General features: G+C 48.5%; 9 protein-coding genes and 1 tRNA gene. 9 read left to right on the plus strand and 1 reads right to left on the minus strand.

Translation table 11 applies throughout. The features are described 5' to 3' along the window. Positions 1–233: 233 nt before the first annotated feature. The 4 genes from PHQ97_04320 to PHQ97_04335 all read left to right on the plus strand — a co-directional run bounded on the left by PHQ97_04320 (position 234) and on the right by PHQ97_04335 (position 5,506). Positions 234–1,580, plus strand: a complete 1,347-nt coding sequence (locus PHQ97_04320; GenBank protein MDD4391962.1) for a TolC family protein — start codon at positions 234–236, stop codon at positions 1,578–1,580. A 202-nt stretch (positions 1,581–1,782) separates the two neighbouring features. Then, positions 1,783–3,486 (plus strand): glutamine--tRNA ligase/YqeY domain fusion protein, encoded by a 1,704-nt coding sequence (locus tag PHQ97_04325; protein MDD4391963.1) that lies wholly within the window; start codon positions 1,783–1,785, stop codon positions 3,484–3,486. Between the two features lie 41 nt (positions 3,487–3,527). Next, entirely contained in the window at positions 3,528–4,706 is a 1,179-nt protein-coding gene (locus PHQ97_04330; protein MDD4391964.1) for a class I SAM-dependent RNA methyltransferase, read from the plus strand. A gap of 11 nt (positions 4,707–4,717) precedes the next feature. Next, positions 4,718–5,506 (plus strand): nitroreductase family protein, encoded by a 789-nt coding sequence (locus tag PHQ97_04335; GenBank protein ID MDD4391965.1) that lies wholly within the window; start codon positions 4,718–4,720, stop codon positions 5,504–5,506. Positions 5,507–5,669: 163 nt separating this feature from the next. Here the strand turns inward: PHQ97_04335 and PHQ97_04340 are convergent, their stop codons facing one another. Beyond that, a complete protein-coding gene (locus PHQ97_04340; protein MDD4391966.1) occupies positions 5,670–6,908 on the minus strand; it encodes an anion transporter in 1,239 nt (412 codons plus the stop codon). Between the two features lie 210 nt (positions 6,909–7,118). On the opposite strand from PHQ97_04340, the gene PHQ97_04345 reads away from it, so the two are divergent. From PHQ97_04345 to PHQ97_04365, 5 genes are all read left to right on the plus strand, one after another. After that, positions 7,119–7,205 (plus strand) — tRNA-Leu (locus PHQ97_04345). A 368-nt stretch (positions 7,206–7,573) separates the two neighbouring features. Then, positions 7,574–8,902: an NAD(P)/FAD-dependent oxidoreductase gene (locus PHQ97_04350; protein MDD4391967.1), complete on the plus strand. Its 1,329-nt coding sequence runs from the start codon at positions 7,574–7,576 to the stop codon at positions 8,900–8,902. A 324-nt stretch (positions 8,903–9,226) separates the two neighbouring features. Beyond that, on the plus strand, positions 9,227–9,427 hold the full coding sequence (locus PHQ97_04355) for a cold-shock protein (protein MDD4391968.1): 201 nt from the start codon (positions 9,227–9,229) through the stop codon (positions 9,425–9,427). A 399-nt stretch (positions 9,428–9,826) separates the two neighbouring features. Continuing rightward, complete coding sequence (locus tag PHQ97_04360) at positions 9,827–11,041, plus strand: Xaa-Pro peptidase family protein (GenBank protein MDD4391969.1); 1,215 nt, start codon at positions 9,827–9,829, stop codon at positions 11,039–11,041. Positions 11,042–11,437: 396 nt separating this feature from the next. Further along, complete coding sequence (locus PHQ97_04365) at positions 11,438–12,544, plus strand: aminotransferase class I/II-fold pyridoxal phosphate-dependent enzyme (protein ID MDD4391970.1); 1,107 nt, start codon at positions 11,438–11,440, stop codon at positions 12,542–12,544. The last annotated feature ends 643 nt before the right edge of the window (positions 12,545–13,187 follow it).

The following is a 13,187-nucleotide window of genomic DNA, read 5'->3' on the forward strand; positions in this document are numbered from 1 at the left end:
TCAAGTTCGTTTCCATTCGTAAATGGTCTTTTTTCCCACAATCTCTGTGCTTGTGCCCTGTGGAAGGCAACGCCGCTTTCTTCGGGGCTAAAATAGCGCTCTGCGGCCGGACTGAGGAGCACTGCCGCTGGCAGGAGCACTTCGTTTGAGGCAAAAAGCAATATGCCTCCGTGCAATGCCTTTTAATTTTGCGGAAGACTCATCGCTTTGAAAGATGAAACGGGGACGGAAAAATGCGAAAAGCGCATCTGCTGCTCTGGATTGTCGTATGGATGTTTACCGGTTCCGTGTTTCCGGTGCAGTCACGAACGGTTGAAGACGGGGTGTTTACGCTTGAGCAGATCATCGAACAGGCGATTGAGGCTAATATCGGCTTGAAACAGTCCCGGGAAGATACCCGTGCGGCATTTGATGTCAAGAATATTGAGCGATCCAGACTGCTGCCGACTTTTTCTGCCGGTTACAGATACCGGAGAAATGATGATGAGGTAACGATTCCTGCGTTCGGCCAGCTTTCACTCCGGGATGAATATACATTTTCACTGTCCATGACCCAGCCGCTGTTTTCCGGATTTTCGTTGATTAATCAGTATGAGATATCGGCGTTGGGTATTGATGTGTCAAAAATGAGGGAAACACTGCTTCTGCAAAATATTGTGCTCGCAGCCCGGCAAGCCTGTTTCAACTTTCTCAAGTCCCGGCAGCTGGAAGCAGTATCGCGGGAAACCGTTCACCAGATCAGCGCTCATGAGCAAGTTGCCCGGGAGTTTTATGATGTGGGTATGATACCGTTGAATGATTTGCTGCAGGCCCGGGTTGAGCTGGCCAATGCCGGGCAGGCGTTGACCCGGGCATCCAATGCGCTGGAAGAAGCCGCAGCGGCGCTGAATACACTGCTCAGACGCCCGCTCAATTCTGTGATGCAGGTATCCGATATCCGATCCGATCGGTTGCAGTATCCGTCGTTTGAACATGACATCGATTATTGTCTGGACAGCGCGGTCACCCATCGGGTTGAGTTTAAAATTGCCGATCTTCAGATTCAGATCGCTCAAAAAGAGGTCCAGGTGGCAAAAAAAGACTATTATCCGTCGGTCAATCTGCAGGGAATCTACCGGCAGGTCGGCGACCGGCCGGATACCACCGGGGAATCCGGGATAACTGATTCCGGCTCCTGGGAGGTGTCTGCTGCCGCCACGTGGAATTTCTGGGACTGGAACAGAACCCGGAGCCGTGTCAGGGAAAAATCAAACCGTCTGGCACAGGCACGATTGCAAAAACAGCAATTCCAGGATGATATTGCATTTGAAGTTAAAAGGGCATATCTGAAGGTCAGGGAATCTGAAAAGAATATCAAAACGGCCGAACAGGCGATCGAGCAGGCAAAGGAAAATTTCAGAATCAATCAGGAGCGATATCAGCAGCAGATCGCCACTTCCACCGATGTTCTGGATGCCCAGACGCTGCTGTCAGGAACCCTGACCAGTTATTACAATGCGTTATATGACGTTCATATTTCCAGGGCCGTATTGTTGAGGGCCATGGGTCAGGGGGGAAAAAAGGAAGGTCAAGCCCAATGACATATCAATGTCCATCCATAAATTCGGTATTCACCGGATGGGCACCAAAGTATGTTTCCAAACTTGGCATATTCGGCAGCAATATGCTATAGGAAGAATAAGGGGCTAAAAGCCCGGAAGTTAAACTCTGATCCAATGGCAGGGTGAACAACTGCGTTGATAATATCGTTTCAAATAATTTGACTGCAAGGAATATATTCATATGACTGACATCGAAGCGAAGCCCTCAAGTGATTTTATTCGGACCATCGTGACTGAAGACGTTAAAGCCGGGAAAAATGACGGCAGGGTCGTCACCCGTTTTCCTCCGGAACCAAACGGATATCTGCATATCGGACATGCCAAATCCATCTGTCTTAATTTTGGCATTTCAAGTGAATTTGGCGGTATCTGCCATCTGAGATTCGATGACACCAATCCTGCCAGAGAAGATGTCGAATACATTGACTCCATCAAGGAAGATGTCAAATGGCTCGGGTTTGACTGGGGAGGCCACGAGTACTTCGCATCCGATTATTTTGACCGTATCTATGCTTTTGCCATTGAACTCATCAAAAAAGGCAAGGCGTACATCGACAGTTCAAGTGCTGATGAAATCCGCGAAAACCGGGGTACACTCACCGAACCGGGTAAGGACAGCCCGTACCGGAACCGGTCGGTCGTGGAAAATCTGGATCTGTTCGAACGGATGAAAAACGGTGAATTCGAAGACGGCAGTCAGGTGCTCAGGGCAAAGATCGATATGGCCTCTCCCAACTTCGTCATGAGAGACCCGGTCCTGTACCGTATCCGGAAGGTGTCCCATCACCGGACCGGTGACCGGTGGTGTATTTATCCCATGTATGATTTTACCCACTGCCTGTCGGATTCCATCGAGGGAATTACCCATTCCATCTGTACTCTGGAATTTGAGATCAACCGGCCCCTGTATGACTGGGTACTGGATCAGCTTGACGTGCTCTGCCACCCGCAGCAGATCGAGTTTGCCCGGCTGAATCTCAGCTTCACGATCATGAGTAAACGTAAACTGCTCAAGCTCGTCCAGTCCGGTCATGTCAGCGGATGGGATGATCCCCGACTGCCCACTATATCCGGAATCCGGAGACGGGGATATACCCCCGAGGCCATCCGTAATTTCTGCAGCCGTATTGGCGTGGCCAAACGCGACAGCATTGTGGATATGGCCCTTCTGGAATTCACTCTGCGGGAGGATCTGAATAAACGCGCTGCCCGTGCCATGGGGGTTCTCAGGCCCCTGAAGGTGGTGATCGTCAATTACCCCGAAGATCAGGTGGAAGAGCTCGATGCCATCAATAATCCGGAAGATGAATCCATGGGGACCCGAAAGGTTCCCTTTTCACGGGTCATCTATATCGAACAGGATGATTTCCGTGAAGATGCCCCCAGAAAGTATTTCCGCCTGGCGCCCGGCAGAGAGGTCAGACTGAGATATGCCTACTATATAAAGTGTGAGGAAGTGATCAAGGATGAGACCAGCGGAGAAGTGATCGCGCTTCACTGTACGTATGATCCGGAAACCCGCGGCGGGTATTCTCCGGACGGTCGAAAGGTCAAGGGAACCATCCACTGGGTGTCAGCGGCCCATGCGCTCGATGCTGAAGTGCGTCTGTATGACCGCCTGTTTACCAGTGAAAACCCGGATGATGTGCAGGAGGGAATGGATTTTACATCCAGTCTGAATCCAAATTCTCTGGAAATTCTCAAGAACTGCAAGCTGGAACCCGGATTAAAAGAGGCGCAGCCGGGCATACCGTATCAGTTTGAGCGAATGGGTTATTTCTGTGTGGATTTGAAAGATTCCCGACCCGATGCCCCGGTGTTCAACAGGACCGTGACCCTGCGCGACAGCTGGGCCAAAATCGAACAGAAACAAAATGACAAATAAGGGCTCTGGCTCAAATCTTCTTTATAATGCTATAGGAACGTATGGAAATAAAACTAAGAAAAGGCAAGCCGAGGGTACCCGTATACCAGTACGAGAAAGATGGCCGGTATTTTGCCCAGATTGCGGATGACATCAAGGAGGCCGGTGCAGAGGAGCTGTCCGAACTCGGGGCAGAAAGTATCCTTCCTGCATATCGCGGATTGTATTTTAAAGCCGACAGATCCGTGATGTACCGGATCAATTATCAGTCCAGACTGATTTCACGGTGTCTTGCGCCGCTGATCTCATTCAGCTGTCCGGATACCGAAACCTTGTATTCGGTGGCAAAGCAGATCCGGTGGGAAGATTTTTTTTCAGATGGCAGCACATTTGCCATATCGGCCAATGTCGCCAACAGTGCCATTACGCATTCACAATATGCCTCTTTGCGTCTCAAGGATGCGGTTGCGGATTATTTCCGGGAAAAAACCGGCAGCCGGCCGAATGTATCCGTGGACGATCCGGATATTCTGCTGAACCTTCATATCAGTGAGGACAAGGCAGATTTGAGCCTTGATACCTCTGGCGGCCCGCTTCACAAACGTGGCTACCGGGAGGAGACGGTATCTGCCCCGATGCAGGAAACCATTGCCGCGGCGATTATCCGGCTTTCAGAATGGGACGGGTCTGTCCCGCTGTATGATCCCATGTGCGGCTCAGGGACGCTCCTGTGTGAAGCGCTGATGCGCTACAGCAGAATTCCTGCGGGGATTTTCAGGGAAAAATTCGGGTTTGAATGCCTGCCGGATTTCAGCCGTTTGGCCTGGAGACAGGTCAAAGCTGAAGGAAATGGAAACATCCGGGAACTGCCCAAAGGACTGGTTGCCGGAAGCGACCTGTCCGAACAGGCGGTAGAGGCTGCAAAGACCAACCTGATGGGCCTTCATTACGGAAAGAATGTAATAATCGAACAGGCTGATTTTAACAGTTTATCCGGTATTGAAGGGCAGATCATTGTCATCAATCCCCCCTACGGCATACGGATGGGGGCAGATCAGGATCTGGATGCCCTGTACAAAAATCTCGGTGATTTCCTCAAAAACAAATGCATCGGCTCAACCGCCTTTATTTATTTCGGAGACCGCGACTATATCAAAAAACTCGGCCTGAAACCCTTATGGAAAAAGCCGATCGAGGCAGGGGGGCTTGACGGCAGACTGGTAAAATATGAAATGTATTAGGAATACATGCCATGTCTACGATTATCATCGATAATGAAAAATGCCGGCGCTGCGGGATCTGCTCTCAAGTTTGTCCCATGAGGGTACTGAGAATGGACGAAGCGGGTAAAATTCATACGGTGGACGGATACGAACTGCTTTGTCTGGGCTGCGGCCATTGCGCAGCTGTTTGTCCGGAGGCCGCCATTTCGGTGGATGGTGTCGCGGGCGAACAGATGAAACCGGCAGTTGTTGATCCGAACGAAAGACAGATCTTCGAACAGCTGGTTCGCCGTCGCCGCTCCATCCGCGCCTATAAACCGGATACCGTACCCGCCGGAGAACTTCAGCGACTGATCGATGTGACCCGGTGGGCGCCTACGGCCAAAAATTCCCAGGCGGTCTGCTGGACCGTGATACAGAGCCCGGAGCGGGTTCATAAACTGGCCGGTATGGTTGTTGACTGGTTCAGGGAGATCGGGGTTACAGGGATCGTCAAGGCATGGGAGGCCGGAAAGGATATTATCCTTCGCAATGCGCCGCACCTTGTCATCGCACACGCGCCGGGCGATGCCTTTATGCCAAAAACCGACTGCGCCATTGCCATGACCCTCCTCGATCTGGCCGCAATCGCATCCGGACTCGGCACTTGCTGGGCAGGGTTTTTCATGAATGCCGCAGATGCCTGGGCGCCGATCGCACGGGAAATAAAGCTGCCCGAAAATCACCGGGTCTGCGGTGCCCTGATGATCGGGTATCCGGTATACCATTTCAAGCGGGTTCCGCCCCGGAATGATTGCAATATTACATTTTTAACCTGACGGATTGTTGAAAAACAACAATCGGGTCGTCAGACAATGCGTTTTATGATTCGTCAAACGCAGCATGGCGTACCGATGCGTAATTTTCCAACATCCGAATGCAGGGGGCAGCCCCCGTGTCTGCTCAGCCAATCATTTTTCCTGTATATCTGCCAGCATTCTTTTACAGAATAACATACAGCCACCAGGTTCCGAATATCAGTGTTATCAAAGTTACGGGCAGCCCGGCTTTCAGGTAATCCATAAATCCCATATCGATATGCATCGAACTGGCTTTTTCCGCCACAATCAGGTTGGCGACCGAACCGATCAGGGTCAGGTTTCCGGCAAAGGTGGAGGCCATTGCCAGCAGGAGCCAGAAGCTGTCGCTGTAGCCGAAATGACTTCCCACGGGCTGGATCAGAATGACGGCCGGTACATTGCTGACGATATTGGAGAGAAATGCCGTGATACACGCCAGACCAAGATGACTTGCCAGACTGTTGTCCATAAAATATTTCGAGGTAAATGATAAGATGGATGTCATGTAACCGGCTTTTTCAAAGGCGCCCATCACCACAAACAGCCCGGCAAAAAAAAGAAGAATCGTCCAGTTCACGTTGACGAGAACCTCCCGCGGGGGAACGCGTCCGATCAGGAAGATAACCGACATACCGGCCAGTACGGCCAGGGGATAGCCGGTCCTGGAGATGAAAAGTATCAGGACGCCTCCCAGTACAATGAGCGTTTTTATCATGAGGCGTTTTTTCAGGGGCGGAATCTCGTCGATGGCAACCGGAGTCAGCGGCCGGTTATGAATATCTTTTCGGAACAGCCACCGGATGACGGCATAATCGGCCACCAGTCCGACGACAACCGGAACGGTCATGACCCCGATGAATTTGAGAAAGGCCATGCCTGACTGGACCCCGATATACATGTTCTGCGGATTTCCCGTTATGGTCAGTGCAGAGCCGATATTTGAGGCCGTGGCAATGGCAATCAGATAGGGCAGGGGATTGAGCCTGAGATAGGATGTGGCTTTGAGCAGAATCGGGGTGAAAAGCAGACAGACCGTGTCATTGACAAAAAAAGCGGACAGCAGGGCACAGACGGCGATGGTGGCGGCCAGCAGCTGGTTCGTTGAACGGGAAATCCTGACCAGCCACAATGCCGTATGTTCAAAAAAACCGGAAAATTCAAGATAGGCAATGATGACCATCATCCCCAGTAAAAAGGTGATAACGTCCCAATCGACAAAGGAATAGGCCTCACGGACAGTCACCAGCCCGGTGAGCAGCAGCAGGGTGCTGCCGATGGTTACTCCGGATGGCCGGTCAATTCGCAGCCCCGGAATTCGTTGAACGGTAATCAGGATATAGGTGATGATAAAAACCGATACAATTAATAAGCGATGTTCCATTTTTCCCCGGCAGTTCACTGGGTTCGATTGTTGGGTCCGGTCCGTTTTTCCAGACGTTACACCGCCTGACGCGGCGGACCAGATGAGGTAACATGTTTTATCCGGAAATTCCAGATCATACGCTTCTATTTTTTAAAATTTTCATTCTTGACATCTCCGGCTAAAGAAAGTATAGATTTCTGGTTAATTGAGCAATTAATTGTTTTTTGTGCCGAAGTGGCGGAACTGGTAGACGCGCTAGGTTCAGGGTCTAGTCGGAGTATTCCGGTGGGAGTTCGAGTCTCCCCTTCGGCACCATAAAAAAATAAAGGCTGTAATCAGAATTGATTACAGCCTTTTGTTTTTTTATGGGCGCCCATTCCTTAATGGCGAATTTGTCATACCAGCAGAACGGGGACCGGTAAATTATGCTGCTGGACAAGCGTGAGTTGACCTGCTACATGACAAAGACCGAGTCTCAAAACGCCATACCAGGAAAGACAATATTCAATGCCTCGTTTGAGCCAGGCTGCGGTTTGGTCTTGTCGTTTGAAACCTCTGCCATTAACCCCGCACTACCGCGGGACGGCTGAAATTTGGGGCTTGATCATAACTGCGGCCATATTTTGCTGTGTGTAGCCCGATTCCACCCGGGGCCACCTGCCTTTGATAAGAGAATTTAATTTATGAAAAACAATAAATACAACTTAGCAGTAATTGGCGGCGGACCAGCTGGAATGATCGCGGCAGGACATGCAGCAGAATTCGGCTTCCGTGTTATTTTACTTGATAAAAACGAACGTCTGGGATTAAAGCTTTCAATTACCGGGAAGGGCAGATGTAATATTACAAATGCGGAAGAGAATTTGAAAAAAATAATAGATAGTTATGGGAAAAATGGAAAATTTTTATATTCTGCTTTAAATCAATTTTCAAACAAAGATGCAGTGGCTTTTTTCGAAAGTCACGGACTTAAAACAAAAGTGGAAAGAGGCGGGAGAGTCTTTCCTGTCTCAGATAATGCCAAAGATGTTGCAGAATGTTTAAAAAAATTTTTAAAAGATAACGATGTTGAAATTAAATTCAATAGTTCAGTAGAAAAAATAATTATCAGTAGCGAAAATTGTAATGCAAAAAAAATTGAAAAAATTATTTTAAAAAATGGAGAAGAAGTTTTCGCTGATAATTTTGTGTTTGCAACAGGAGGGAAATCTTACCCCGGGACGGGTTCTACCGGTGATGCATACAAATGGCTTAAAAATATAGGGCATACGGTTGTAGCGCCAAAGCCAGCCCTTACCCCTATTATTGTTAAAGAAGAAATAGTCAAAAAACTTGAAGGCTTAAGTTTGAAAAATGTAGAAGTAAGTTTATGGGAAAAACGCAAACTTGATTCTCGTTTTGGTGAAGCATCTTTTACGGGTAATGGTTTAAGCGGCCCGGTAGTATTGGATCTGAGTAAAAAAGTAAGTGAAAACAAAACAAAAGATTTAAAAATAAAAATAAATTTCAAACCTGCCCTTGATTACCCGATTTTAGACAAAAGAATCCTGAAGGATTTCGAAGAACAAAAAAACAAACAATTTAAAAACAGTTTAAATAAACTGCTGCCTAAAAAACTTATCCCTGTTATTATTGAATTGTCCGGAATTGACGAAAATAAAAAAGTAAATGAAGTGACAAAAATTGAAAGAAAAAAAATAATTAAACTTTTAACCGAATTTGAGCTTAGCGTTAAAGGGCTTGTCGGTTTTGGAAAAGCGATTGTAACTTCAGGCGGAGTTGACTTGAAAGAAGTCGATCCAAAAACAATGAAGTCAAAAATAATAGACAATCTATATTTTGCCGGAGAAATTTTAGATATTGATGGCCCGACGGGTGGATATAATCTGCAAGTCGCGTGGAGTACCGGGTATCTGGCTGGTGAAAAGCGGCCGTTGGGTCGAAAACCGCCGGATTCAGGTCCGGAAAATGGCGATATAGAATGCTGCGGAGTCGATAAGCGGAGCGGATGAATACGTAAAGACACCTTATGAAATAGAGAAGCTCGGTATGGCCGTTCGCATAAAACCGGATAAAGATTAGACGCATGTATTGTCACACATATAGCTATTTTCTGCAGGAAGTGTAGCTCTTACCGCCACAATCTCAATTTCTTAACACGGTATAACCGGAATCAGTTTGACGGCTTCCTGCAATACCGGGTATCAGGAGATTTTCCTATGGAAATGAGGTCTTTTTCCTATAGACAACAGAACGAAAAATTACTTAAACTGCGATTAATAAATTGAATTCATGAAGAATTCATGAAGAATTAATGGAAAGGAGAACATCACTTCATGGCTAAGGGTACTGTGAAATGGTTTAACGACAGCAAGGGTTTTGGTTTTATCGAGCAGGAAGACGGACCGGATGTATTCGTACACCATTCTGCAATCATAGGGACCGGGTTTAAGTCTCTCAAGGAGGGTGACAGGGTTACTTTTGATGTCGAGCAGGGCCAAAAGGGGCCTACGGCAGTCAATGTCAAGGTAGAGTAGCACGGGACGGGCCGGCTTTCGGTTACCGTATTAAAAAAGGGCGTTCCTTTAAATTGTGAGGGAACGCCCTTTTTCAGTTTAATACCCTGTCGATTGCGCAGGCAGTGGGGCGCAGGAAAGGTGGCAGGCAAATTATGTTGGCCGTGGCAGGAAAAAAAGACAGCAGTCTGATGAATGAAAAAAACGGAGAACATCCACCAACGGATGGAAGGCTTCATCGAACGGTAAAAGCAGCACAATACGCATATCGATAAAATGGTCGTGGACTATGAATTTGTCAAAAAATTCTGGGGAATTTCATCTCAATATGTGGTATCCAGTCAATCACAGAACGAGTAACCCGTTAGAATAATGGAATGAGATGATATCCCGGAAAGGGTTTGACAGGAGATAAGATTCATGACAATGGTCCCTTTTTCAGAGCTTCAATGCCGGTGGCAAAGCTGCCGTGCGCTGCTTCATGAGCAATTCAGTGATGCCGGTGGCATACTGGTATTTTCCCGATTGAACATTTACTACCTGACCGGCACGTTTGGAAATGGCCTGTTCTGGCTTCCGATGGAAGGCAGTCCGGTGCTGCTTTGCAGGCGGGGACTGGAACGGGCCCGTCTGGAATCACCCGTCGAAACCATCGTGCCGTTTCGAAGCTACAGGGAAATTATCGAAATCCTTAAAAATGCCGGATCCCCGTTGGCAGAAACCGTTGGGGTGGAAATGAACGCTCTGTCATGGACGTTGGGAATGAAACTCAAGGAGGATCTTCCTGACCGGCATTTTGTCAGGGCCGATATGGTGCTGTCCATGACCCGGAGTGTCAAGTCCGCATGGGAACTGGATAAAATAAGACAGGCCGGGGCAAAACATGACAAGTGCCTGCGGCAATTGCTTCCTGAGCTTTTGTCTGAGGGCATGACTGAAACCCAGGTAGCGCATGCCGTCTGGAAAGTTTTTTTCTCAGAGCAGCATCAGGGACTTTTAAGAATGGAAAAATACGGGGAAGAGGTTTTTCTGGGCCATATCTCAGTTGGTGAAAGCGCGAATTACCCCAGTGTCTATAATGGACCGGTCGGGTTGCGGGGGGTAAGCCCTGCCGTCCCCCATATGGGTTCACAGCAGATAAGCTGGGAGCAGGGTGCCCCGCTGGTCTGCGATGTCGGATTCATGCTCGACGGGTATCAGACAGATAAAACCCAGGTATACTGGCTGGGGCGGGAGGACAGCATTCCTTCAATGGTCAGAAAAGCACAGGACTTCTGTATCGATGTGCAGGACTGGCTTGCCCGGAATCTGAAACCCGGGGCCATTCCGGCAGAGCTGTGGGAACATTGTTCTGCCTGGGCAAAAAAAGCCGGCTGGTCCGAAGGATACATGGCGCTGGGAGGAAACAAGGTCGATTTTGTCGGTCACGGCATCGGTCTGGCAATTGATGAATTTCCGGTACTGGCAAAGGGGTTTGATCACCCGCTGAAAGAAGGGATGGTGTTGGCACTTGAACCCAAGATCGGAATCCGGGGAATTGGCATGGCAGGGGTTGAAAATACCTTTGAAGTAACCCCGGAAGGGGGTAAATCCCTGACCGGAGAGCAATATGATATCGTGTGCATCCCGGGGTGAGTAAAACCCGGCAGGGCAACTGCCATGGAACTTCATTTTTGAAATACAGGCGTTACCTGCGTAAAGGTGAAGAATATTTTATCAGCAGGTTACAGACGGAGGGCCGTTGCGTTTGAGGGGCGGAAGCTTTGTTCCTTTGAGGGGGTTAGCAGATAAAAGTTTTTTGGGGCTTGATCATACCTGCGGCCATATTCTCTCTTACGTGTAGTTTCGAAGTCCCGGCCGTTGCCCCGTATCGTGCTGGAGAAGCCGGGAACGGCCGAAACGGTTCTCACGACGTTATGACCAAGCCTGCTTTTTGCTTCCTGGCTTTTGCCTCAAACGAGGTGCTCCTCATGCGCTTCAGCCCGCCCGCAAGGGCGGTAATATCGGATTTTCTTCAGGGGGGGACTATTTATGCAGATTGAGCCATTTAAACTGGAAAGATATTTTGCGGAATATGAATTCAATGCACCGCATCTGTTATGCTGCTCGGATTGTGAATCCCTGTCTATAGGTGATGTTCTCGATATGGAGCCGGGGGCTGAAGACGAGCTTAAAAAATTATGGCTCGGCTATACGCAGAGCAAAGGCGCTCCTTTGCTGCGGGAACAGATCGCCGCGCTGTATCCGGGGATCAGCCCGGATCAGATACTGGTCCACACCGGTGCCGAGGAGGCGATATTCAATACCATGAACGCCGTTTTACAAAAAGGCGATCACGTGATCGTGCATTATCCGTGCTACCAGTCCCTGATGGAGGTGGCAGCGTCTCTGGGCTGTGAAACGACGTTATGGAAAACTTACGAGCACAGCGACTGGGCACTGGATCTGGCTGTCCTGAAAAAAAACATCCGGCCCAATACCCGGCTGGTGGTGATCAACTGCCCTCACAATCCGACCGGATATGTCATGGCGTCTGATGCCTTTGCCGAATTGGTGGAATTGTCTCAAAAACATGGCTTCATGATCTTTTCTGACGAGGTATACCGTTTTCTTGAATATGATGCGCAGGACCGGCTGCCGTCAATCTGTGAGGTGGATGACCGGGGTGTCGCGTTAGGGGTCATGTCTAAGGCTTTCGGACTTGCCGGGCTTCGGATCGGCTGGATTGCAACGCGCAATCGGCAGGCATATGAAAAAATCGCCTCTTTCAAGGACTACACCACGATCTGCAACAGCGCGCCTGCCGAGTTTCTTTCGATGATTGCGTTAAAACACAAAAATCGGATTTTGAGCCGGAATCTGAACAGGCTCAAAAATAATCTGGCTGCCCTGAACCGGTTTTTTCAGAAGTATCCGGATATGTTTCAATGGACAGCGCCAAAGGCCGGTCCGATCGCCTTCCCATCCCTCAGGAAAGGGGCCGTCGATCAATTTTGTCATGATCTGGTTACCCGTGCCGGGGTGCTGCTGCTTCCGGGAACATTGTATGATGCCTCATGCCCGAATTTTCGCATCGGATTCGGCCGGGCGAATATGGTGAAATGCCTCCGGAAATTTGATGATTACCTGCAGCAGTGACCAGTGGCAGGGGCGGCTCAACGCTCGTATGCCGGGGAATATGAGCGCCATGGCCATTAACCGTATCGATGAGGTGCTGCCCCCCCCCCCTCCATATTAAAATCGTTTATAAAATCTCATCTGAAAAATCATCGGGAATTGTGGCGAAAATTGAGAAAAATTTAAAAAATGAGAGTTTTTTCCTTGCGACTTTATAAATTTCAAAATACACTGTTGAAAATGTAGCCAGCCAAATCCATTTAACCTGAATGAGCCGGTCTCAAGGGCTGAACTAAACTATCATATTGAAATTCAATTGATTCGCTTCAAAGCAACTCTCTGGATACAGCTCAGAGCGTACGTTTCAATATTCAAAAGCGACCTTTAAAAAAATTTCATGCAACCCGGAACTGTTTTTTACCTTGCGTTCTCAATGCCTCGAGCGAAACGGGCGGTATGAATATTTTTCATGGAAGGGCGACCCTACCTGTCTGGATATTTTTTATAAGCTTGTAACATACTGAAATCTTTTTTAATAAACAATTAAGGAGGTATAATTTTTCCTTGTTGACTTTATTCTGAGGCGGCAGTAAAACAATCCGTCCCATGATCAGGTCGGAAGAGAAAACCTTTATCGAACATGGAAATAACATTAAATTTTGTT

It is taken from the genome of Desulfobacterales bacterium, assembly GCA_028704555.1.
Lineage (GTDB): Bacteria > Desulfobacterota > Desulfobacteria > Desulfobacterales > JAQWFD01 > JAQWFD01.